This window comes from Paractinoplanes durhamensis (genome assembly GCF_016862175.1).
Lineage (GTDB): Bacteria > Actinomycetota > Actinomycetes > Mycobacteriales > Micromonosporaceae > Actinoplanes > Actinoplanes durhamensis.
On sequence record NZ_BOML01000030.1, the window covers coordinates 10,753 to 34,075 of the forward strand.

Below are 23,323 nucleotides of genomic sequence, written 5' to 3' on the forward strand. Positions count from 1 at the left end.
ACGTGGCGCGGGCCCCTCCTCTGGGGATGGGAGCGGGGTTCAGTTGCGCACGATGGTGAACGTGCTGGTCGTGTTCTCGATGTCCCGGTAGTTGTTGCTCAGCACCAGGTTGGTGAAGGTGGCGGTGCCGACCGCCGGGCCCTGACCGGGTTCGGGCAGCGGGTTGGCCCAGATGCCGTAACCGGACTTGGCGTCGTACGCGTCGCCGCTCTTCTGCGCGCCGGTGATCGTCACGTTGGTGAAGATCGTGTCCTTGACCGGGTTCTGCGGCTGACCGCCGACGTAGTTGGTCTGGAACATGATCCCGGAGTAGGTCGGGTCGACGATGTCGACGTTGCTGACCCGGATCCCCTGGAACACCTTGGACGCGCTGAACACCCAGATCGCCGGGAAGACCTGCTGGCCCCAGAAGTGGCCACCGGCCCGGACGATCGAGATGTTGTCGAGCACGGTCGGCGGCGACGCGCCGAACCCGTTCATCGGATAGCCGAAGTCCAGCGAGCTGATCGTGATGCCCGAGTAGACGAGGGTGTCCGCGACGTAGATGTTCTTGAACGTGTTGGCGTACCCGCCGTAGACCGCGATGCCGGCGGCCCGCCAGGTCAGGATCGACGTCAGGTTCGAGAAGGTGTTGTTGATCTCGTCCGAGCCGCCGGCGTCGATCGCCGAGAACAGCGCGAACGAGTCGTCGCCGGTGGCCCGGGCCTCGTTGTTGTCGACCAGGTTGCCGGTGCTGCCGTTGGTCATGTTGACGCCGTCGGCGAACGTGTCCCGGATCCGCGAGTTCTTGATGACCATGTTGTCGGTGTTCGCGCCCCAGTAGAGGCACACCACGTGCTCGGCCCAGATGTTGTCGATGGTGATCCCGGAGACGTTCGCGAAGTCGAACACCTTGCCGGGACCGTCGATCCGGGTCGTGTAGTTACCGAAGAACGCGAAGTTCTTGAAGGTGGAGCCGTTCGCGCCCGAGTCGGCCCGGAAGCCGGCGTCGGTCTCGGTCTGGGTGGTCGGCGTGTAGAACCGGGTGTACCAGGGTCCGGCACCGGTCACCACGATCGGCCGGCCGTAGACCTGCAGCTTGCTGCTGGTCGAGTAGTCCCCGGCCGGGAGGTAGACGCCCAGCTTGGTGGTGTCCTGCCGGGCGGTGTCGAGCGCGTTCTGCACCGACTGCTGGTCGAAGCCGGCCGGCACCACGTACTTGGTCGTGTCGGGGTTGGCGACCGGCGCGACCTGCTCGGTGTTGACGAAGTCGATCGCGATGGTGCCCGAGTTGGCCGCGTCCTTCTGCAGCTTCAGCGTGCTGCCGGCCGGGAACGAGCCGGTCAGCAGGATGTTCGCCTCGTCGTAGATGTGCCGCGGGTTCGAGCCGGAGTTCTGCGGTGCGGTCTCGTCGCCGTACAACCAGGCGTACTTCGAGGTGAGCGGCAGGGTCTTGGTCAGGCTGCCGTTGACGTACACGTTGATCGAGCTGGTCGTGCCGTCCGGGATGGAGAACCGGGCGACGACCGTGTTGGTGGCGGCCCGGGTGGTCCACTGCACGTACGACCCGGTCTGGTTGAGCGTCACGGCCTTGCGCCCGGACGCCTCGCCGGCCAGGTCGCCGACGGTGCGGTTGGGCCCGACGATCGCCGCGCCACCGCCGACCGTGCCGTCCTCGGCCTCGTACATGTCGTACGGCATGTTGGCGCCGCGACCGACGAAGAACGGCTTCTCCGCGGTGTTGTTGGCCTGCTTGACGGCGAGCTCGTTGCCGTCGACCGCGACCACCGTCCGGACCGTGTACTTGCCGTTCACGGCGGTCCAGGTGCCGAGGTCGAGGGCGGGCGAGGAGGCCCCGGCGGCGAGCGTGCCGCTGTAGGAGCCGGTCAGCGTCTTCACCACGGTCGAGCCGTTGAGCACGGTCAGCGTGACGCCGTGCGCGCCCGCGGCCGACGCGGCCGACCCCTGGTTCTTGATGGTCACCGAGAAGGTCACCGTGTTACCGGCGGCCGGGTTGCCGGGCGACCAGGACACCACCGAGGCGACCAGGTCGGAGCTGCTGACCGGGGTCACCACCAGGTTCGACGCGGAGGTGAACGAGTTGTTCGCCTCGTTGGTCTCGATCACCGTGTTCGACTCGTCCACCTTGGCGGAGAGCGCGTAACTGCCGGCGTCGCGAGCGCCGATGTCGGCCGTGACGGTCGCCGAGGCGCCCGCCGCGAGCGCGGCCACGGTGGCGGTGCCGACCTTCGTCGTACCCAGATAGAAATTGACGTTGGTGGCGCCGGAGGAGGCCGCACCGCCGTTGCGCACCACCGCCGACAGCGTCACCGCGTCGGTCTCGACCGGCGCCGCGGGCGAGGACGACAGGCCGGTGATCGTCAGGTCCGGGTTGGGCGCCGCGACGCCGATCACCTGGAACTCGGCGACCTGACCGCTCGGCGCGCCGGTGTTGGCGGTGAAGGACAGCCGGACGTCGGCGGCGGTCCCGCTCACCGGAACCGTCACCGTGTTACCGGAGGCCGGGTTGAAGGTGTACGTCGCGGAACCGACCAGCGTGGTGAAGGTCGACGAGCTCTGCTCCCGGCCGAGGACCGAGAACGTCTGCTGCCGGGTCGCCCACGAGCTGTCCGGGTTGAGCTTGACCACCACCTGCTGCAGGGTGGCGTTCGCGCCGAGCTTGGCGGTGAGGGTCGCCGGGTAGGCACTCCCCTCCCAGTAGGTGGCGGTGTCGCCGTCGTCGGCGTTGGTCGCCACGAACGTGTAGATCGTCGACGACGCCTCGATCGGCTGGTTGAGGGCCAGGTTGGTGCCGGTCCCGCCGGTGCCGTTGCGGGTCACCGTGCTGCTCGCCGCCGACACGTTGCCGGCCGCGTCCTTCGCCGTCACGTAGTAGGCGACGGTGGCGGTGTCCGGCTGGCTGTCGGTCCAGGTCAGCGCGCCCGCGCCGAGGCTGGTTCGGAGCACGCCGTTGGCGTAGACGTCGTAGCCGGTGACGCCGACGTTGTCGGTCGACGCCGACCAGGTCAGCCGGATCTGCCCGGACGCCGGCTGGGTGTAGGCGAGGTTGCCGGGCGCGGTGGGCGCCTGGGTGTCGCCGGTGACCGGGCCGTAGACCTCGAGCTCGGACAGCTGACCGGCCGGCCAGCCGGTGTTGGCGGTGAAGGTGAGCCGGACGAAGCGGGCCGCGGCCGCGGTGAAGTCGATCGTGACGGTGTTGCCGGAGGCCGGGTTGAAGACGTAGCCGGCCGACGCCTTCAGGGTGCTGAACGACGAGCCGTCGGTGCTGCCCGCAACGGTCAGGGTCTCGGTGCGGGTGGCCCAGGCGGTGGCCGGCGGCAGCTTGAGGACCGCCTGGTTGACCTGGGTGGCGGCGCCCAGGTCAACCTGCAGCCACTGCGGGAAGGCGTTGTTCTGGCTCTCCCAGTACGTGTCGGCGTTGCCGTCGCCCGCCCTTGGGGCCTGGTAGACGTCGGCGTAGCTGCTGGCACTGAAGGTCTTTCCGGCGGCCAGGTCGGGGCCGGCGGCGGACGCTGCGGTGGGGACGGAGAATACGGCGGCGACGACTCCGGCCGCGGCGGCCGCGGCGAGGAGTCTTCTGAATCGAGGCATAGCGGGAGCGAGCCTTTCTTCCGTGAAAAGCCCCCGGCTCCCTGTCAGGCCGTCAAACGCAGCCAGACGGCGGTGTCCGGGGGGATACGGTCACCGTCGAGTGGGCCACTGGCGAGCAGGGAGGTCTCGTGGTCCGGCAGGGGGATCGGGGAGCCGGACATGTTGACGACGCAGGCGAACCGGTCGCCTCGGGTGTAGGCGAGGACCTCGGGGCCGAGGTCCAGCCAGGACATGGCGGGCCGGTGCAGCCCGTCCTCGGTGCGGCGCAGGGCGATGGCGTTGCGGTAGAGCTCGAGCATCGAGTGGGGGTCGCCGGTCTGCGCCTCGACGGTCAGGCCCTTCCACTCGATCGGCTGCGGCAGCCACGGCGTACCGGTGCTGAACCCGAACGGCTGCTCGTCGCCGCTCCACGGCAGCGGCACCCGGCAGCCGTCCCGGCTGTGCCCGCGACGCGCCCACATCGGGTCCTGGTATTGCTCGTGCGGGATGTTCTCGTTCTCCCCGAGGCCGAGCTCCTCGCCCTGGTAGACGTAGGTGGCGCCGGGCAGCGACAGGGACAGCAGCGCGGCCGCCCGGGCCCGCCGGGTGCCGAGCTCCAGGTCGACCGGGGTGCCGTCGAGGTTGTTGTCGAAGCTGAACGTGGTGTCGGCCCGGCCGTAGCGGGTGACGTGCCGGGTGACGTCGTGGTTGGACAGCACCCAGGTCGCGGGGGCGCCGACCGCGCGGTGCGCGTCCAGGGTGCGGTCGACGCATGCGCGCATCAGCCGCGGATCCCAGGCGCAGCCGAGGAAGTCGAAGTTGAACGCGGCGTGCAACTCGTCCGGCCGCAGGTAGTTGGCGAACCGCTCGACCTCCGGCATCCACACCTCGCCGATCAGGGCGCGATCCGGATATTCGTCGGCGACCCGCCGCCACCCGCGGTAGACGTCGTGCACCTCGTCGAGGTCGTGGAACGGGTGCTTCTCCCCGTCCACCACCTCGGGCAGGTCGCGGTCCTTGAAGAGCAGCGCCGCCGAGTCGATCCGGATGCCGTCGACGCCACGGTCGAACCAGAACCGCAGAATGCTCTCGAACTCGGCCCGCACATCCGGGTGATCCCAGTTCAGGTCGGGCTGCTCGGGCGTGAACAAATGCAGATACCAAAGGCCGTCCGGCGTACGCGTCCAGGTGGTGCCGCCGAATTCCCCCCGCCAATTCGTCGGCATCTCGTCGCCGTTGCGTCCCCTACCGGGCCGGAACCAGAAGTAGTCCCGTTCCGGCGCGTCCGGGGACGCGAGGGCGGCCTTGAACCATTTGTGCTCGCTGGAGATGTGGTTCGGGACGATGTCGACGATCATCCGAATGCCGGCCGCGTGTGCCTCCTCGATCAGCGCCTCGGCCTTGGCGAGCGTGCCGAACGCCGGGTCGATGTCCCGGAAATCGGCCACGTCGTAGCCGGCGTCGGCCATCGGCGACGGGTACCACGGGCTCATCCAGATCGCGTCGACGCCCAGGTCACGCAGGTGCCGCAGGTGGGCGCGGATACCGTCGACGTCGCCGACGCCGTCGCCGTCCGCGTCGGCGAAGCTCCGCGGGTACACCTGGTAGATAACCGCGCTACGCCACCACTCGGATGTGGACACGAGGACCTGCTTTCTCGCATGGGTGAGCGGCCCGGACAATGTCCGGACCCAATTTCAGATGATTTGTCAGCCTTTGAGGCTACCGCTGGTCAGGCCGGCCATGATGTTCCGCTGGAAGATCAAGAAGATGACCACCGTGGGGATGGCGGCGATGACCGAAGCGGCGACGACCACGTTCATCGGGGTGCCGCCGGAAAACGCGTAGATGCCGACGCTCAGCGTCCTCGTCTCCGGGGACGGCATCACCAGCTTCGGCCAGAGGAAGTCCTTCCAGACGTACGTGACCGCGAAGATCGAGACCACCCCGAGGATCGGCCGCGACATCGGCAGGATGATCGACCACAGCGTGCGCAGCGGCGACGCGCCGTCCACCATCGCCGCCGCGATCAGATCCTCCGGGATCGAGTCGAAGAAGCGCTTCAGCAGGAAGATGTTGAACGCGTTGGCGACCAGCGGCAGCCAGATCGCGAACGGCGAGTCGAGCAGGCTGACGTGCACGAACGGCAGGTCGATCGCGGTCACGTACTGCGGGACGATCAGCACCATCGCCGGGATCATCAGCGTCGCCAGCATCAGGCCGAGGACCACGTTGCCGAAGATCGGGCGGAGCTTCGACAACGCGTACGCCGCGGCGGTGTCGAAGACCAGCTGGAAGAAGACCGCGCCGATCGCGTAGTAGAACGTGTTGAACATCAGCTTGGCCAGGTTGAGATTGGTCCACGCGTCGGTGTAGTTCCGCGTCTGCGGATCCTTCGGAAACAGCGTCGGCGGGGTCTGCGCGATCTCCTGCCCGCTCTTGAGCGCGCCGGTGACCATCCAGTAGAGCGGCCCGATGAAGATCAGCGTGAAGATGAGGAGGACCGCGACGACGATCGCCCAATAGAGGTACCGGCCCCGGCCGCGGCCGATCTGCGCCTGCGAGATGAGAGTTCGGGACATCGTCTCAGTCCTGTTTCGTGGTCAGCCGCACGTAGACGGCGGAGAAGGCGGCGAGGACCAGCAGCATGATCACGCCCAGCGCGGCGGCGCCGTTCAGATCGTTCTGGAAGAAGCCGTGCTGGTAGATCAGGTAGGCCACGGTGGTCGCCGAGTCCTGGGTGCCGGCGCCGTTGGCGAGGATCAGCGGCTCGATGAAGACCTGCATGGTGGCGACGATCTGCAGCATCGCCAGCAGCGCGAGGATCAGCCGGGTCTGCGGGATCGTCACGTTCCAGATCCGCCGCAGCAGGCCCGCGCCGTCCAGCTCGGCCGCCTCGTACAGCTCGCCCGGGATGTTCTGCAAGGCGGCCAGGTAGACCAGGACCGCGCTGCCCATGTTCATCCAGGTCGAGGCGAGCACCATGGCCGGCATCGTCATCCCCGGCGACTGCATCCACTCCGACGTCGGCAGATGCAGGAACTTGAGGATCGCGTTGAACAGCCCGGCGTCACTCGGGTCGTACGCGTAGTACTTGAAAAGGAAGAGGGCCGAGGCCGGCGGCAGGATGACCGGCAGGTAGACCAGGATCCGCAGGTAACCCTTGGCGTGCCGCAGCTCGTTGAGCAGGATCGCCACCACGAACGGCAGAACGTAGCCGAACACCAGCGCGAGGACGGTGAAGTACGCGGTGTTCTTCCAGGCCGTCCAGAAGCTCGGGTCCTGGACGATCCGCACGTAGTTGTCGAAGCCCACCCAGCTGGTCACGCCGCGCTTCGTGTGCTGGAAGCTCATCACGATGCCGCGGATCATCGGGAACCAGGAGAACAGGGCGAAGCAGAAGATCGCCCCGATCAGGAACGCGTAGCCGGTGAGGTTGTCCCGCATCTTGCGGCCGCGTCGTGTCCGCGTCGCCTTGCCGTACGCACCGCTGAGCGGCTTCCGGCTCGTCTCCGGCACGCTGGTCATCGTCGCCAACGAAAACTCCTGCTTTCCCAGGGGTGCGGGGGCTTGCGAGCCCCCGCACCCGTCCGGTTACTTGTTCGAGGCCAGGAGCTGGTTGGTCTTGGTCTCGGCCGTCTTGAGCAACTCGTCGATGTTGGCGTTGGGGTTGGTCAGCACCCCGGACATCGCGCTGTCGAGCACCGCGTAGATGGCCTGCGCGTTGGCCGGCTCACCCTTGATCGGGACCGGGGTCGCCTCGAAGAGCGCGAAGTTCTCGGTCGGCAGGTTCTGGTTGGCCTTGCGCAGGTCGACCTCCTGCTTCTGGGCGTCGCTGCCGTTCGCGAACAGCAGCGGCTGGGGCAGGCCGACCGGCTGGTTCTGCGGCTTGGCCCGGGCGTAGTCGAACTGGCCCTTGCCCGGGGTCAGCTTCTCGAACGCGATCCACTTCAGACCGGCCTTGACCTGCTCCGGGGTGAGGTCCTTGCGGAAGAAGTAGCCCTCGCCGCCGCCGAGCGTGCCCTTGGCCGCGCCGTCCTGGCCGGGCAGCGGCGCCATCGCCCACTCGTCGTACTTGCCCTGGAAGGTCTGCACGATCGCGGTGGTGGCGTCGGGCGCGCCGACGAACATGCCGACCTTGCCGCCGGCCGCATTGGTCAGCAGGTCGCCCCACTGCAGCAGCTGGCGGCTGCCCATGCTGTTGTCGCCGTACCGCATGTCCTTGAGGTTCTGCAGGACCTGCTTGCCCTGGGCGTTGTTGAAGTCGGCCTTCTTGTTGTCGGCCGAGAGGATCTGACCGCCCTGCGAGTAGAGCTCGGCGGTGAAGTGCCAGCCGCCGGTGTTGCCCGCGCTGTACTCCGAGTAGCCGGCGACGCCGCCGCCGAGCGCCGAGATCTTCTTGGCCGCGGCGCGGACGTCGGCCCACGTCTTGGGCGGGTTGGCGACGTCAAGGCCGGCCTTGGTGAAGAGCGTCTTGTTGTAGAGCAGGCCCATCGAGTAGTTCTTGGTGGGGACGGCGTACACCTTGTTGTCGTCGGTGAAGACCGCCTTGAGCGCCGGGTCGACGCTGTCCCAGGTCGGGATGGTGTCCTTGCTGACGTACTGGCTGATGTCCATCGCCTGGCCGGAGTCGAGCACCTGCTGCAGGTCGGTCATGTAGCCGTAGAAGACGTCGGTCATCGTGCCGCCGGTGAGCCGGGCGGTGAAGTCCGGCGGGTTGTCGCACTGCTGGCCGACGCTGACGCTCTTGATCGTGACGTCCGGGTTTTCCTTCTCGAACGCCGCGACGTCGTCGTTCCAGTTCTTCAACAGGTCTTTCTGAGAGCCGTCCGGCTGGCAGTCGACGGTGATGACGGTCTTGCCACCGGCGCTCTTGGAGGTGTCGTCGTCGCTCTTGGTGGAGCAGGCGGTGAGGCTGAATCCCAGGCCGGCCACGAGCGCTAGCGCCGCAACCTTCCGGTACTGCGGTACGGACATCTTGTCCAACCCTTCTTATGTCTGGCCCCGATGAGCTGCGCATTCGGCACTGACGGCATTCGTTGTGACCTGGGTCTCGCCGTCGCGTTTCGTGGAGGTGACGATACAAAGTCAAACGGTTACCCGCAAGAAGGCGACTACAAGAAGAAAAAACGCGACTTGACCCGGGCGACAAAAAGGGCGGGCCATCGGCCCGCCCTCTGTTAGGAGTATTACCTGGTCAGCTCGGTGCCGGCCCGGTCGAACCCCGCACCACCAGCTCCGGCTCGAAAAGCAGCTCGTCCGGCTGCACACCACTGCCCTCGATCTGGTTGACCAGCAGATCGACGGCCGCCTGTCCCATCATCTCGATCGGCTGCCGCACCGTCGTCAACGGCGGATCGGTGCACGTCATCAGCGCCGAGTCGTCGAAACCGACGATCGAGACGTCGCGCGGCACGTCCAGGCCGAGCCGCCGGGCCGCCCGGATCGAGCCGAGCGCGAGCACGTCGCTGGCGCAGATCATGCCGGTCACACCGCGCTCGATCAGCCGGCCCGCGGCGAGCCGGGCGCTCTCCATCGAGAAGCTCGTCCGCTCGACGAACCAGTCGTTGCCCGCGATCTTCTCGACGGCGGCCAGCTTGCGGCGCGACGGCACGTGGTCCTCCGGACCCATCACCATCCCGATCCGTTGATGGCCAAGGGATTTCAGGTGCCCGTACGCCTGCTCGACGGCGACCGCGTCGTCCGTCGAGATGTGCGGGAAGCCCAGGCCGTCGACGCCGGCGTTGACCATCACGACCGGCATCCGGCGGTCGGTCAGCGCCCGGTAGTGGCTGTGCTCGGCGTCGGCCAGCGCGTAGGACCCACCGGCGAAGACGACGCCGGAGACCTGGTGGTCGAGCATCATCTCGATGTAGTCGCGCTCGGGGACGCCGCCGATCGTGCGGGCGGCCAGCAGCGGGGTGAAGCCGCGCTGCGCGAGCGACGCGGTCACCACCTCGGCCAGCGCCGGGAAGATCGGGTTCTGCAACTCGGGGAGCACCAGGCCGACCAGCCGGCCGCGCTCACCCCGCAACTTGGTGGGTCGCTCATATCCGAGGACATCGAGCGCGGTCAGCACCGACGCGCGGGTCGCCTCGGAGACGCCGCTGCGTCCGTTGAGCACCCGGCTGACGGTCGCCTCGCTGACGCCCGCCTTCTTCGCCACCTCGGCAAGACGTTTGGTCACGGCGGAATCCTACGTCAGTAGTTTGCAAAATCCGAACTCAGTCTTGCAGTTTCCTCGGATCGCGCCGGTTGTACTTGCAGACATTCGTCAAACCGGGTTTCGTGACTCCGACCGTGAGCTGCTGCGAGAATCGACGGCATGGCGCAACGAACGAAGGTGGCCACCCGCTGCCCCTGCGGGCACGAAGGCATGGCGTACGACGAGTGCTGCGCCCCGGCGCACAAGGGGAACGCACCCGCCACCGCCGAGGCGCTGATGCGGTCGCGGTATTCCGCGTTCGCGCTCGACAACGACGCGTACGTGCTGCGCTCCTGGCACCCGGACACCCGGCCGGCCTTCATCGAGCCCGACCCGCACCTGCGCTGGGTGGGCCTCGACATCCTGGAGGCCACCGGCGGCAGCCTGTTCGAGGCCGAGGGCGTCGTCGAGTTCCGGGCCCACTACCGCGACCACGGCAAGCACGGCGAGATGGTCGAGCGCAGCCGGTTCGTGCGGCACAACGGTCAGTGGGTGTACTGGGGTCCGATCCTTACCAACGGGTCTCTCGCCAACGTCTGAGCGGTGTGATCTGCTTCGGGTATGGCCAGCAACGAAAGACCGATGGAGGCCGGCATCGTCCGGGACTTCAAGGTCAATCTCTCGTACGGGAAATACCTGCACCTGGACGAGATCCTCGACGCCCAGCACCCGGTGAGCGTGCCCGAGCACCACGACGAGCTGCTGTTCATCCTGCAGCACCAGACCTCCGAGCTGTGGCTCAAGCTGGTGCTGCACGAGCTGCGCGCGGTGCAGGCCAAGCTCGCCGCCGATGAGCTGCGCCCGGCACTGAAGGGGCTGGCCCGGGTCAAACACATCCAGCGGACGCTGACCGAGCAGTGGTCGGTGCTGGCCACCCTGACACCGAGCGAGTATGCGGAGTTCCGCAGCTTCCTCGGCACGTCGAGCGGCTTCCAGTCGTACCAGTACCGGGCGGTCGAGTTCATGCTCGGCAACAAGGACCGCCGGATGCTGTCGATCTTCGACGACGACCCGGCCGCGCACGCGCTGCTGACCGAGGCACTCGAGGCACCGAGCGTCTACGACGAGTTCCTGCGGTACCTGTCCCGGCACGCCTACGACGTGCCGGTCGAGCTGCTGCAGCGCGACGTCACGCTCCCCTACCAATTCAACGAGGATCTGGTGCCGGTCTTCGTCGAGGTCTACTCCGACCCGGAGAAGCACTGGGGCGCCTACGAGGCGTGCGAGGAACTCGTCGACCTGGAGGAGAACTTCCAGCTCTGGCGGTTCCGGCACCTCAAGACCGTGGAGCGGACCATCGGGTTCAAGCGCGGCAGCGGCGGGTCCAGCGGGGTCGACTTCCTCAAGGCCGCCCTCGACCTGACGTTCTTCCCCGAGCTGTACGCCGTCCGCACCGAGATCGGAGCGCCCCGTTGACCGACCTGATCGCCCGGGCGGAAGCGCTCGACTCGGCCGACCCCCTTGCGGAATACCGGTCGCAGTTCCTGGCGCCGGACGACTTCGACGTCGTGTCCTACCTGGACGGCAACTCGCTGGGCCGGCCGCTGATCGCCACCGCCGCGCTGATGGAGGAGTTCATCCGGGAGCAGTGGGCGGGCCGGCTCATCCGCGGCTGGACGGACAGTTGGATGGAGTGGCCGATCCGCCTCGGTGACCGACTCGGATCAGTGGCCCTGGGCGCCGCTGCCGACCAGGTCGTGATCGGCGACTCGACGACGGTTCTTCTGTACAAACTGGCGCGAGCGGCGGTGGACTCTTCACCTTCGCGCAAACGGGTCATTCTGGACACCGACAACTTCCCCACCGACCGGTACGTCCTGGAGGGCATCGCCGCCGAAAAGGGCCTCGAACTCGTCTGGATCGCGACCGACCCGGCCGCCGGCATCCAGCCCGATCAGGTCGCCGCGGTGGTGGACGAGCGCACCGCCCTCGTCCTGTTCAGCCACGTCGCCTACCGCTCCGGGTGGCTCGCCGACGTCGCCGAGATCAACCGGATCGCGCACGACGCCGGCGCCCTGAGCATGTGGGACCTCTGCCACTCGGCCGGCTCGGTGCCGATCCACCTGGACGCGTGGGGCGTCGACCTCGCCGTCGGCTGCACCTACAAGTACCTCAACGGCGGGCCGGGCGCGCCGGCCTTCGCGTACCTGAGGAAGGGTTTGCAGACAACTCTGCGCCAGCCGATCCAAGGCTGGATGGGGCACCGGGCGTCGTTCGAGATGGGTCCCGGCTACGAGCCGTCGGCCGGCAGCCGCGCCCTGCTCAGCGGCACCCCGCCGATCCTCGGCATGGTCCCGCTGCACGCCAACCTGGACATGCTCGCGGCGGCCGGCATCGAGGCGGTCCGGGCCAAGTCGCTGCTGCTCACCAGCTACGTGCTCGACCTGGCCGACGAGTGGCTGGCGCCGTTCGGCGTCGAGGTGGCCGGCCCGCGCGACCCGGCCCGGCGCGGCGGCCACGTGACGCTGCGCAAGCCCGGCTTCGAGGCGCTGCTCGACCCGCTCTGGGACGCCGGGGTGATCCCCGACTACCGCCGGCCGGACGGCCTGCGGATCGGCCCGGCCCCGCTGAGCACCGGCTTCGGCGAGGTCGCCCGCGGCCTGTCGACCCTGCGCGACCTCCTCGAGAAGTGACCTCGTACGTCCAGGCCGCCACGCTCTGGTGGGACGGCCGGCTCCGCACCGGGGTGGCGCTGCGCCTCGACCCGGCGACCGGCACGGCCACCCCGGTCACCGAGGTCCCGGCGGCCGAGTCGATCCGCACGCTCCCCGGCACCCTGCTGCCCGGCCTGGTCGACGCGCACGTGCACGCCGGCCTGGTCGACCTGGCCACGGTCCGGGCCGGCGGCATCGCCGGGGTGTGGGACCTGGGCGGCGTGCCGTCCTTCCTGGCCGGCCTCACCCAGCCCGGACTCCCCCGCCTTCGCTATGCCGGACCGTTTTTGATCGCCCCCGGCGGCTACCCGAGCGACCGCGCCTGGGCCACCCCCGGCAGCTGGCGGGAGATCGACTCGGCGGCCCAGGCGACCGAGGCCGTCGACGAGGCGGCCGCCATGGGCGCCACCCTGATCAAGGTGACCGCGCACACCGGCGGCCCGCAGCTGCGCCTGTTCACGATGACCGCGGTGGTCGACGCCGCGCACGACCGCGGCCTGCCGGTGGCGGTGCACGCCGAGGGCCCGGGCACGGTGGCGGCCGCCTACGAGGCCGGCGCCGACCTGCTCGCGCACACCCCGTGGACCGAGCCGCTCGACCGCGGCCTCCTCCGGGCGTGCGCCGAGCGGATGCGCTGGATCAGCACGCTCGACATCCACGGCTGGGGCACGCCGACCCCCGAGCTGGTCACGGCGGTCGGCAACCTGCGGCGCTTCCTGGAGTACGGCGGAAGCGTGCGCTACGGCACCGACCTGGGCAACGGTCCCCTGATCCCGGGGGTGAACCCGCGCGAGATCCGGGCCCTGCAGTCGGCCGGCCTGACCCCGAACGACATCCTGGCCGCGATGACCGGTCCCGACGTCACCTGGATCCCGGCCGGCCTCGACCTCGACCCGGCGCGCTTCGCCGACGTGCTGGCCACCGCCCGGGTCCTGGACGACACGGTCCGCCCGCGCCACTAACCCGCCTGCGCGACCGCCGCCTCGTAGGCCGCCTGCAGCTCGGCGAAGACCGACGGGGTCCCGGGCGGGCGCGGGATGCCGAGGTGCTGCTCGCGCAGCTCGTCCATGAACCGGGCCCACAGCTCGGGGCCGCCGCGCTCCAGCAGCTCGGCGCGGACCGACAGCTCGTGACTGGCCGGCATGTGCCGCCGCCCCCACGAGCCGAGGGCGGCCATCACCGGCACCAGCTGCACGCCCGCCTCGGTCAGGCTGTAGCGGATCTTCTGCCGGTGGGTCGCGTCGTCGGCCCGCCACAGCAGCCCGTGGGCGACCAGCCGCTTCAGCCGGTCGGCCAGGATGTTGGAGGCGATCCCCTCCTGCGACCCGGTCAGCAGCTCACGGAAGTAGTGCCGGTCGCCGAACATCACGTCCCGCAGCACCACCAGCGACCAGCGGTCGCCCAGCACTTCGACCGCCAGGTTGATCGGGCACCCCGACCGATGCACCGGATTGTCAGTCATCGGCACTGATGGTACTTCGCAACCGGTCGTGTTAATTTGCCTCGACCACTTTCGATCTGCAATCGGTTTCGACGGGGGCACCATGAAGCTTCTTCTCACGTCCGCGGGCATCAAGAACCCGAGCATCCAGCGCGCGCTGGTCGACCTGATGGGCAAGCCGATCGCCGAGGCCACCGCCCTCTGCATCCCGACCGGCAGCTACGGGAGTCCCTACGGCAGCCCCGCCGGGGCCTGGCGGTTCGTCAGCGGCCAGGAGCCGAACTGCCCGATGACCGGGCTGGGCTGGAAGTCGATGGGTCTGCTGGAGCTCACCGCGCTGCCCAGCATGGCGCAGGAGCGCTGGGTCCCCTGGGTCCGGGAGGCGGACGTCCTGCTGGTCAACGGCGGCGACGCGCTCTACCTGAACCACTGGATGCGCGAGTCCGGGCTGGCCGACCTCCTGCCGTCGCTGACCGAGACGGTCTGGGCCGGGCTGAGTGCGGGCAGCATGGTGATGACGCCCCGGATCGGGTCGGACTTCGTCGGCTGGAAGGCGCCCTCCGGCGACGACCGCGCGCTGGGGATCGTCGACTTCGCGATCTTCCCGCACGTGGATCACCCGATGCTGCCGGAGAACACGATGGCCGCCGCCGAGAAGTGGGCGGCCGAGATCGCCGGCCCGGCCTACGCGATCGACGACGAGACCGCCATCCAGGTGGTCGACGGCGTCGTCGACATCGTCTCCGAGGGCCACTGGAAGCTGTTCGGAGCGTAGAAATAGGGCATGAGCTTGATCGTGATTTCGGGGGCCACCGGACGGCTGGGTGGGCGGGTGGCCCGGAACATCGGCGGGTCGCCGCGGCTGCTGGTGCGGGATGCGTCGCGGGCGCCGGAGGGTGCTGATGTGGCGGTGGCCGACTACGCCGACGGGGCGGCCGTCCAGCGGGCGCTCGACGGGGCCGACACCGTGCTGATGGTGTCGGCGGCCGAGACCCCCGACCGGGTCACCCAGCACCGCAGCTTCGTCGACGCCGCCAAGGCGGCCGGGGTGAAGCACCTCGTCTACACCTCGTTCGCGGGCGCCGCGCCGGACGCCACCTTCACCCTCGCGCGCGACCACTGGCACACCGAGCAGCACATTCGCGACAGCGGGCTGGCCTTCACGTTCCTGCGCGACAACCTCTACGCCGACTTCCTGCCGTTCCTGGTCGGCGAGGACGGGGTGATCCGCGGGCCGGCCGGCGACGGGCGGGCCGCCGTGGTGGCGCAGGACGACATCGCCGACGCGCTGGTCGCGGTGCTGCGCGATCCGGCTCCGCACGCCGGCAAGACCTACGAGATGACCGGGCCGGAGGCGCTCAGCCTCACCGAGGTGGCGGCGATCATCGGTGGGTCGGCCACCTATTACGACGAGACGCTCGACGAGGCGTACGCCTCGCGGGAGCAGTATCAGGCGCCGAAGTGGCAGGTCGACGCGTGGGTCAGCACCTACACCGCGATCGCGGCCGGGGAGCTGGCCCGCGTCTCCACCGACGTGGAGACGCTGACCGGCCACCCGGCCACGTCGCTGCGGGAGCTTCTACACCGTGGCGACCGGGCGTAGGCCCAGGCGGTCGACCGCGTACATCTTGGCCTCGGCCAGGTCGAAATACATCCCGGTCAGGGTCAGGCGGCCGGCCTCCTCGGCCTCCCGCACCACCGGGTAGGTGCGCAGGTTGGCGAGCTGGCGGGTCACGTTGTCGGTCACGCAGCGGGTCTCGTCGGTCTCGCCGGCGAAGTCGTTGGCCGACCAGGTCAGCCAGCGGCCCAGATCACCGGTGTTGCCACCGGCCATCATCGCCCGCACCGCGCCGCAGCCGGAGTGACCGCAGACGGTGATGGTGGCAACGCCGAGGACCCCGACGGCGTACTCGATGGCGGCGCCGATCGACGAGTCCGGGCCGCCGTGCGGTGGCACCACGTTGCCGATGTTGCGGACGCAGAACAGGTCGCCGGGCCCGCTCGTGGTGATCAGGTTGGGCACCAGCCGGGAGTCGGCGCAGGTGATGAAGAGCTGCTCGGGCTGCTGGCCGTCGCGGGCCAGGCCGGCCAGGTGCGGCTGCACGAGCGGGGCGACGCTGCGTTCGAACTCGTGGATCCCGGCCGCCATCGCGTTGCGCCGCTGCCGGTCCAGGTCCTGCCATTGCGACCAGGAACCGAACCGCCGCGGCGTGCTCTTGCCGGCACCCAGCCGCCCGCGCGAGGCGCGGGCGAACCACCCGTCGTGGGTTTCTCGGACATCGACGGTTCCGCCGCTTTTGACGTACGCCTCCCGCCAGTCCTCGATCACCTGAAACGCACCGTGGTCGAGGTAGTCGAGGTGCAGCTCGACCGTGACGTCCTGCCCGGGCGGCAGGGCGTTGAGGCTGCGCGCGACCCGGCCGGAGCCGACGAAGGCCAGCGAACCGCTGATCGTGACGGTCGCGCCCTCGGTGCGGATCTCGCAGCGGGCCAGCCGCCACAGCATGAGCAGCACGGCGCAGGCGAGCCCGGCCGCGACCCCGGTGAGCAGGTCGGTGGCCACCACCCCGGCCGCGGTGACCAGGTAGGTCGGCAGCTCCCGGTGCCGGGCGTAGGTGCGGATCTGGGCCAGGCTGATCAGCCGCAGCCCGACCACGACCAGCACCGCGGCCAGCACCGCCAGCGGGATGGTTTCCAGCAGGCCGGCGAGGAGCAGCACGATCACCGCGATCCAGACGCCGTGCAGGATGGCCGAGGCGCGGGTGCGGGCGCCGGCCGCCACGTTGGCCGAGCTGCGCACGATCACGCCGGTGACCGGCAGGCCGCCGAGCAGGCCGGACACCGTGTTGGCGCAGCCCTGGGCGACCAGCTCGCGGTTGAGGTCGGCGCGCGGGCCGTCGTGCAGCCGGTCGACGGCGACCGCGGACAGCAGCGACTCGACGCTGGCGACCAGCGCGATGGTGGCGACCGCGACGCCGATCTCCCAGAGCGGCGCGTCCGGCCAGGCCGGCAGGATCAGGGCGGACAGCGGCGCGTCGGGCAGGTCGACCCGTTCCACGTCGGCGCCGATCGCCGCCGCCAGAGCGGTCACGACCACCACCGCGACCAGTGCGGCCGGGACCATCGCCAGGAGTTTCAGGCGCGGCCACAGCAGGAGTACGCCGATGGTGCACACGCCGAGCAGGGCGGACACGCCGTGGTGGCCGACCACCTGCGCGGGCAGGTCGCGCAGGTTCTGCCAGGCCGAGCTCTGCGCGTCGCCGCCGAGCAGCACGTGCACCTGACTCAGCGCGATGACCAGGCCGATGCCGGCGAGCATGCCGTGCACGACCGCGGGCGACAGGGCCAGCGCGGCCCGGCCGAGGCGGGACACCCCGAGCACGATCTGGACCAGGCCGGCGACCGCGACGATCGCCGCCGTGCCGGCCAGGCCGTAGGTCGCGATGGTGCCGGCCACGATCACGGTCAGGCCCGCGGCCGGGCCGCTGACCTGCAACGGAGCGCCGCTGAGCGCGCCCGCGACGATACCGCCGACGACGGCGGCTATCAGGCCGGAGAGAAGCGGCGCCCCGGAGGCGGCCGCGATGCCAAGGGAGAGCGGGATCGCGATCAGGAAGACGACGATCGACGCCGGAAGGTCATGCCGTAAAAGCCTCATGACGGACATGTCCGAAAAATAGCGAAGAAGAGTTAAGCGCCGGTTACGCACCGCAGTTCTTCAGGGAAGGCACAGCAAACTGCCGCCGCCTACACAGGCGACGGCAGCATGATCATCTGGATGTCAGGACTGCGGTTTCCACAGGTCCTGGTTCGCCTCGTACATCTCGCGCAGGATCGCCGGCACGTCGTAGGTGAGCTTCCACTCGGGGTAGTGCTCCTGGAACCGGCTCAGCCCGCTGATCCACCACTGGTGGTCGCCGACCCGGTTCTCCTCGACGTAGTCGGTCCGCGCCTCGACCCCGGTGATCTCGCTGGCCAGCTGGAACGCCTCAAGGACCGAGCAATTCGAATAACGTCCGCCGCCCATGTTGTAGACCTCGGCCACCCGGGGCGCCCGGTAGAACGCCTCGAACGCCGAGACCAGGTCGCTGGAGTGGATCGCGTCGCGGACCTGCTTACCCTTGTACCCGTAGATGTGGTACTGCCGCTGCTCCATCACGCAGCGCATCACGTACGCCAGGAAGCCGTGCAGCTCGGCCGCCGAGTGACCCGGCCCGGTGAGGGTGCCGCCGCGGAAGACCGAGGTGGGCATGTCGAAGTAGCGGCCGTACTCCTGGACCATCACGTCGGCGGCGACCTTGCTGGCGCCGAAGACGGAGTGCAGGCACTGGTCGATCGACATGGTCTCGTCGATGCCCTCGTACCACTGGTGGTCCTCCGGCAGCTCCCAGCGGGTCTCCTGCTCGATCAGCGGAAGCGAGTTGGGCAGGTCGCCGTAGACCTTGTTGGTCGAGGTGAAGATGAACGGGGTGGCCGGGGTGTGCTGCCGGACCGCCTCGAGCATGTTCAGCGTGCCGACCGCGTTCACGTCGAAGTCGGTGAACGGCTCGCGGGCGGCCCAGTCGTGCGAGGGCTGCGCGGCGCAGTGGATGACCAGGCCGACGTTGCGGCCGAGGCCCGCGAACAGCCTGTTCAAGCCGTCCCGGTCGCGGATGTCGATATCGTGGTGGGTGTACCGCTCGCCCACCTCCTTCGTCAGCCGGTCCAGGTTCCACTTGGTGGAGCCGTCCTTGCCGAAGAAGTAGCCGCGCATATCGTTGTCGACGCCGACCACATCCATGCCGAGGCCGGCGAAGTGCCGGACGGACTCGGAGCCGATCAGGCCCGCCGAGCCGGTGACCACGACCACACTGCTGCTCATCTAGACCTCCGCGAAAACGCTCAGTCGAACGGCCCGAGGTTACAGGGTGTGTACATGCGAGCTGAGGGCCGGTCGGCCTGTCGCGAACGTCATGCTTGGTCCCGCAGCGAAATGGGCACGTCACATATTCGGTACATCCGATGGCAAGGCTCCGGACGCAGGGACAGCCATCAACACGGACATAGGCGGTCTACATGACGGAGTCTCTCCCGGTCACGGCGGACGGCGCCGCCGCGGCCCAGGACCTCACGCTCGGTGTCGAGGAGGAGTTGCACGTCGTCGACCTGGCCACCCGCGAACTCGTGCCGCGCGCCCCCGACGTGCTGGCCCGGCTCGACCCGGAGCATTTCTCGGCCGAGCTGCACCGCTCGGTGGTGGAGACCAACACCCCGGTCGCGGCGACCCTCGACGACCTGCGGGACGGGATCGTCAGCCGGCGGCGGGACGCGATCGCGGTCGCCGAGTCGCTCGGGCTCGGCCTGGCGGCCACCGGCACGGTTCCGCTCGTCGACCTGGAGTCACTCCCCGTGACGCCCACGTCGCGGTACCGCCGGATGCTCGACGACTACCAGCTCCTCGCCCGTGAGCAGTTGATCTGCGGTGCCCAGGTGCACGTCGGCGTCCCGGACCGGGATGAAGCGGTCGCGGTGGCGCAGCGGGTCACCCCGGTGCTGCCGGTGCTGCTGGCCCTGTCGGCCAGCTCGCCCTACTGGATGGGTGAGGACTCGGGGTATGCGAGCGTGCGGTCGCTGGTGTGGATGCGCTGGCCGACCGCCGGCGACCCCGGCGTGCTCGACTCCGCCGCCGAGCACGACGCCCTGGTCGACGACCTGATCGCGTCCGGCACCATCACCGACCCGAAGATGGTCTATTTCGACGTCCGGCCGTCGGCCCATCTGCCGACCGTGGAGCTGCGGGTCACCGACTCCTCGCCGGACGCCGACACCGTGGTCCTGCTGGCCGGCCTGTTCCGGGCGCTGGTGCTGCGGGCCCGCGACGATCACCGCGCCGGCCGGCCGCTCCCGCCCAGCCGGCCGCCGCTGCAGCGGGCCGCGATGTGGCGGGCCGCCCGCTCCGGGCTTGAAGGCGACCTGCTCGACCTGCCCCGCTCCCCCTCGCCGCTGCCGGCCGCGGCCGCGGTGGAACGCCTGGTCGGCGAGCTCCGGCCGCAGCTGGAGGAGCTGGGCGACTGGGAGCAGGTCTTCGACCTGTCGGTGCGGGCGCTCAGCCGGGGCAGCTCGGCCGCCCGCCAGCGCCGGGCGATGGCCCGCCGCGGCCGGATCTCCGACGTGGTCGACCTGGTCGTGGCGGACACCCGCGGCGGCGCCACCGGCATCGGTCCGGAAGGACAAACCATTCCGGCGGGCCTTTTCCCGTACGCCGTGGAGGGCGACGAAGCCTTCCCGGGCGGGGACGTGGCACCGGCGTACACCGGAATCCTGAATGTTCTCAGTGCCCTCGGCTCGGGTGGTCTTCGTCGTCGCGAGGACGCCCGGGACGACGAGCAGCGCGCCCGCGGCATCACGTTCAGCGTGGCCGGCGAGGCCGCGACCCGGCTGTTCCCGTTCGACCTGGTGCCCCGGCTGGTGACGGCCGCCGACTGGACCAGGCTCAGCGCCGGTCTGGTGCAGCGGGTCCGCGCGCTCGACCGGTTCGTCACCGACGTCTACGGCGAGCGGGCGGTCGTGCGTGACGGCATCGTGCCGGAGTGGGTGATCGACGGATCGCCGGAGCTGCGGCCCAGCGGCGCCCTGGTCGCCCACGACGGCGTCCGCGCCCAGGTGGCCGGCGTCGACCTGGTGCGCGACGTGGACGGCGAGTGGTGCGTGCTCGAGGACAATCTGCGGGTGCCGTCCGGCATCGCGTACGCCATGCAGAACCGCCGGCTCACCGAGAGTGTCCTGCCCGAGCTGCCGATGCCCGACCACCTGCTCTCCATCGAGGGCACCCCGCAGCTGCTGCTGACGTCGCTGCGCGAGGCGGCCCGCCCGGCGGCCGGCGACAATCCGTCGATCGTGGTGCTCAGCCAGGGCCCGGACGACTCGGCCTGGTTCGAACACCGGCTGCTGGCCGAGGAGATGGGCGTGCCGCTGGTGCGCAGCACCGAGCTGTTCGTCGAGGGCACCCGGGTCTTCCGGATTCGCAGCGGCAAGCGCTACCCGGTCGACGTGATCTACCTGCGGATGGGCGAGGACAGCCTGGTGCACTCGCCGGGCGCGGACGGCATGCCGCTCGGGCCGAGCCTGGTCGCCGCGCTGCACGCGGACACGGTCACGCTGGCCAATGCGCTCGGCAACGGCATCGGCGACGACAAGGCGGTGTACGCCTACGTGCCCAAGCTCATCGAGTACTACCTGGGCGAGAAGCCGCTGCTCGCGGACGTGCCGACCTACCTGTGCGGCATTCGCGACCAGCGCGAGGAAGTGCTGAACCGGCTGGACGAGCTGGTCTGCAAGCCGGTCGACGGCTACGGCGGCGACCGGATCGTGATCGGCCCGCACGCCTCGCCCGAGGAGCTCGCCGCGGTCCGCCGGCAGATCATCACGGCCCCGCACCGCTGGGTCGCGCAGGAGGTCGTCCGGCTCTCCACCCACCCGGTCTTCGACGGTCACCAGCTGGCGGCCCGGCACGTGGACCTACGCGCGTTCGTCTTCAGCGGCAGCGAGTCGGTGGTCGCGCCGGCCGCGCTCACCCGGGTCGCCCCGGCGGGCAGCATGATCGTCAACTCGTCGCGCGGGGGTGGCTCCAAGGACACCTGGTTGCTCGGGTCGTAGGCGTTCTTAACAGGCCGGAAATCGAGCTAGAGGAGATTGGCACCGATGTGTGGAATCGCCGGTGAAATTCGGTACGACGGAAACGCCGCGGACGAGGGGGCGATCCGGCGAATGCTGCCGTGCCTCGAGTCGCGCGGCCCGGACGGCGAGGGGCTCTTCCGCCGTGGACCGGTCGCCTTCGGCCACCGCCGCCTGAAGATCATCGACCTCTCCGAGGCCGGTGGGCAGCCGATGACCGACGACGAGCTCGGGCTCACCCTGGTCTTCAACGGCTGCATCTACAACTACAAGCAGCTGCGGGACGAGCTCCAGTCGTACGGCTACCGGTTCTTCTCCACCTCGGACACCGAGGTCATCATCAAGGCGTACCACCGCTGGGGTTCGTCGTGCGTACGCCGCTTCCTCGGGATGTTCGCCTTTGCCATCCTGAAGCATGAGACCGGCGAGGTGATGCTGGCCCGGGACCGGCTCGGGATCAAGCCGATGTACCTCTCTTCGTCCGGCAACCGGCTTCGGTTCGCCTCCACGCTGCCCGCCCTGCTCGCGGCCGGTGACGTCGACAAGTCGATCGACCGGGTGGCGCTGCAGCACTACATGACGTTCCACTCGGTGGTGCCGGCGCCGCGGACGATCATCGAGGGGGTCCGCAAGCTGCCGCCGGCGACCGTCCGCACGATCAGCCCCGACGGGTCGTTCACCGACGAGGTCTACTGGGAGCCGTCGCACACCCGCCGTACCGACATCCCGGCCGACGAGTGGCCCGCGCTGATCCACGAGAAGCTCGCGCTCGCGGTCGAGCGCCGCATGGTCGCCGACGTGCCGGTCGGGGTGCTGCTCTCCGGCGGCATCGACTCCAGCTACATCGTCGCCCTGCTCGCCGAGCAGGGGCAGCGTGGGCTCACCACGTTCAGCATCGGGTTCGAGGCGGGCGGCGGGGAGAGCGGCGACGAGTTCGCCTACTCCGACATCGTCGCCAAGCAGTTCGACACCGTGCACCACCAGATCCGGATCGGTAAGGACCGGTTCCTGCCCGCGGTCGACCGCACGGTGGCGGCGATGAGCGAGCCGATGGTTTCGCACGACTGCATCGCGTTCAACCTTTTGAGCGAAGACGTGTCAAAGTCGGTGAAAGTTGTACAGTCGGGGCAGGGAGCGGACGAGATCCTGGCCGGCTACAGCTGGTATCCGCCGCTCGCCCACGTCCCGTATTCCGAGGCGGTCGACGCGTACGCACAGGAGTTCTTCGACCGCCCGCACGCCGAGCTCGCCCAGCAGCTCAGCCCGGACTGGCTCCTGGCCGACGACGTCAGCCGCGAGTTCGTGGCAGCGAGCTTCGGACGGCACGGCGCCGACACCGCGGTCGACGCAGCGTTGCGACTCGACTCCCAGGTGATGCTCGTCGACGACCCGGTCAAACGGGTCGACAACATGACCATGGCGTGGGGGCTGGAAGCTCGCGTACCGTTCCTGGATCACGAGCTCGTGGAGCTGGCCGCGGCCTGCCCACCCGAGCTCAAGCTGGCGCACGGCGGAAAGGGTGTTCTCAAGCAGGCGGCCCGCGGGGTCGTGCCCGACGAGGTGATCGACCGGACCAAGGGGTACTTCCCGGTCCCGGGGATCCGGCACCTGGCGGGACCGATGCTCGACAAGGTCCGCGACGCGCTGTACGCGCCGGAAGCACGGGCGCGGGGACTCTTCCGCCCGGAGTACGTGGATCGGCTGCTGGCCGATCCGAACACGGCGCGCACGACACTCGGCGCCAACCAGCTATGGCAGCTGGCCCTGTTGGAGATGTGGTTGCAGGACAAAGGCATCTGA

The 23,323-nt window shown here is 69.4% G+C and carries 17 protein-coding genes; 8 read left to right on the plus strand and 9 right to left on the minus strand.

Going from position 1 to position 23,323, the window contains the following annotated elements:
- Nucleotides 1-39: 39 nt before the first annotated feature.
- The 6 genes from Adu01nite_RS17410 to Adu01nite_RS17435 all read right to left on the minus strand — a co-directional run bounded on the left by Adu01nite_RS17410 (nt 40) and on the right by Adu01nite_RS17435 (nt 9,757).
- Nucleotides 40-3,591, minus strand: coding sequence for a discoidin domain-containing protein (locus Adu01nite_RS17410; protein WP_203727931.1), 3,552 nt, complete (start codon nt 3,589-3,591; stop codon nt 40-42).
- A 44-nt stretch (nt 3,592-3,635) separates the two neighbouring features.
- Nucleotides 3,636-5,213, minus strand: coding sequence for a glycoside hydrolase family 13 protein (locus Adu01nite_RS17415; protein WP_239132480.1), 1,578 nt, complete (start codon nt 5,211-5,213; stop codon nt 3,636-3,638).
- Between the two features lie 66 nt (nt 5,214-5,279).
- The gene (locus Adu01nite_RS17420; protein WP_203727932.1) at nt 5,280-6,152 is read right to left on the minus strand and encodes a carbohydrate ABC transporter permease; all 873 of its coding nucleotides are present in this window, start codon (nt 6,150-6,152) and stop codon (nt 5,280-5,282) included.
- Between the two features lie 4 nt (nt 6,153-6,156).
- The gene (locus Adu01nite_RS17425) at nt 6,157-7,098 is read right to left on the minus strand and encodes a carbohydrate ABC transporter permease (protein ID WP_379138431.1); all 942 of its coding nucleotides are present in this window, start codon (nt 7,096-7,098) and stop codon (nt 6,157-6,159) included.
- 66 nt (nt 7,099-7,164) lie between these two features.
- Entirely contained in the window at nt 7,165-8,547 is a 1,383-nt protein-coding gene (locus Adu01nite_RS17430) for an ABC transporter substrate-binding protein (protein ID WP_203727934.1), read from the minus strand.
- Nucleotides 8,548-8,767: 220 nt separating this feature from the next.
- Nucleotides 8,768-9,757 carry a LacI family DNA-binding transcriptional regulator gene (locus tag Adu01nite_RS17435; RefSeq protein WP_203727935.1) on the minus strand — a complete coding sequence of 330 codons (990 nt, stop codon included), beginning with the start codon at nt 9,755-9,757 and terminating at the stop codon, nt 8,768-8,770.
- A gap of 138 nt (nt 9,758-9,895) precedes the next feature.
- On the opposite strand from Adu01nite_RS17435, the gene Adu01nite_RS17440 reads away from it, so the two are divergent.
- From Adu01nite_RS17440 to Adu01nite_RS17455, 4 genes are read left to right on the plus strand one after another with little or no spacing between them, the layout of a single operon-like run.
- The gene (locus Adu01nite_RS17440) at nt 9,896-10,315 is read left to right on the plus strand and encodes a YchJ family protein (protein WP_203727936.1); all 420 of its coding nucleotides are present in this window, start codon (nt 9,896-9,898) and stop codon (nt 10,313-10,315) included.
- Between the two features lie 42 nt (nt 10,316-10,357).
- A complete protein-coding gene (kynA, locus tag Adu01nite_RS17445; RefSeq protein WP_239132481.1) occupies nt 10,358-11,191 on the plus strand; it encodes a tryptophan 2,3-dioxygenase in 834 nt (277 codons plus the stop codon).
- Nucleotides 11,188-12,408, plus strand: a complete 1,221-nt coding sequence (gene kynU / locus Adu01nite_RS17450; RefSeq protein WP_203727938.1) for a kynureninase — start codon at nt 11,188-11,190, stop codon at nt 12,406-12,408. The genes kynA and kynU overlap by 4 nt, the downstream gene beginning before the upstream one ends.
- A complete protein-coding gene (locus Adu01nite_RS17455) occupies nt 12,405-13,391 on the plus strand; it encodes an amidohydrolase family protein (protein WP_203727939.1) in 987 nt (328 codons plus the stop codon). The genes kynU and Adu01nite_RS17455 overlap by 4 nt, the downstream gene beginning before the upstream one ends.
- On the opposite strand, the gene Adu01nite_RS17460 is transcribed toward Adu01nite_RS17455, so the two are convergent.
- On the minus strand, nt 13,388-13,891 hold the full coding sequence (locus Adu01nite_RS17460) for a winged helix-turn-helix transcriptional regulator (RefSeq protein WP_203727940.1): 504 nt from the start codon (nt 13,889-13,891) through the stop codon (nt 13,388-13,390). The two genes, Adu01nite_RS17455 and Adu01nite_RS17460, sit on opposite strands and share 4 nt — an antisense overlap.
- 82 nt (nt 13,892-13,973) lie before the next feature.
- Here Adu01nite_RS17460 and Adu01nite_RS17465 point away from each other — a divergent pair, with 82 nt between their 5' ends.
- Together Adu01nite_RS17465 and Adu01nite_RS17470 are read left to right on the plus strand one after the other, a co-directional pair.
- On the plus strand, nt 13,974-14,645 hold the full coding sequence (locus Adu01nite_RS17465) for a Type 1 glutamine amidotransferase-like domain-containing protein (protein WP_203727941.1): 672 nt from the start codon (nt 13,974-13,976) through the stop codon (nt 14,643-14,645).
- 9 nt (nt 14,646-14,654) lie between these two features.
- Nucleotides 14,655-15,473 carry an SDR family oxidoreductase gene (locus tag Adu01nite_RS17470; protein WP_203727942.1) on the plus strand — a complete coding sequence of 273 codons (819 nt, stop codon included), beginning with the start codon at nt 14,655-14,657 and terminating at the stop codon, nt 15,471-15,473.
- On the opposite strand, the gene Adu01nite_RS17475 is transcribed toward Adu01nite_RS17470, so the two are convergent.
- Together Adu01nite_RS17475 and Adu01nite_RS17480 are read right to left on the minus strand one after the other, a co-directional pair.
- On the minus strand, nt 15,450-17,537 hold the full coding sequence (locus tag Adu01nite_RS17475; protein ID WP_203727943.1) for a bifunctional SulP family inorganic anion transporter/carbonic anhydrase: 2,088 nt from the start codon (nt 17,535-17,537) through the stop codon (nt 15,450-15,452). The genes Adu01nite_RS17470 and Adu01nite_RS17475 overlap by 24 nt on opposite strands.
- 114 nt (nt 17,538-17,651) lie before the next feature.
- Complete coding sequence (locus Adu01nite_RS17480) at nt 17,652-18,731, minus strand: NAD-dependent epimerase/dehydratase family protein (RefSeq protein ID WP_203727944.1); 1,080 nt, start codon at nt 18,729-18,731, stop codon at nt 17,652-17,654.
- Nucleotides 18,732-18,925: 194 nt separating this feature from the next.
- On the opposite strand from Adu01nite_RS17480, the gene Adu01nite_RS17485 reads away from it, so the two are divergent.
- Together Adu01nite_RS17485 and Adu01nite_RS17490 are read left to right on the plus strand one after the other, a co-directional pair.
- Complete coding sequence (locus tag Adu01nite_RS17485; RefSeq protein ID WP_203727945.1) at nt 18,926-21,505, plus strand: carboxylate--amine ligase/circularly permuted type 2 ATP-grasp protein; 2,580 nt, start codon at nt 18,926-18,928, stop codon at nt 21,503-21,505.
- Nucleotides 21,506-21,550: 45 nt separating this feature from the next.
- Nucleotides 21,551-23,323 (plus strand): N-acetylglutaminylglutamine amidotransferase, encoded by a 1,773-nt coding sequence (locus Adu01nite_RS17490; protein ID WP_203727946.1) that lies wholly within the window; start codon nt 21,551-21,553, stop codon nt 23,321-23,323.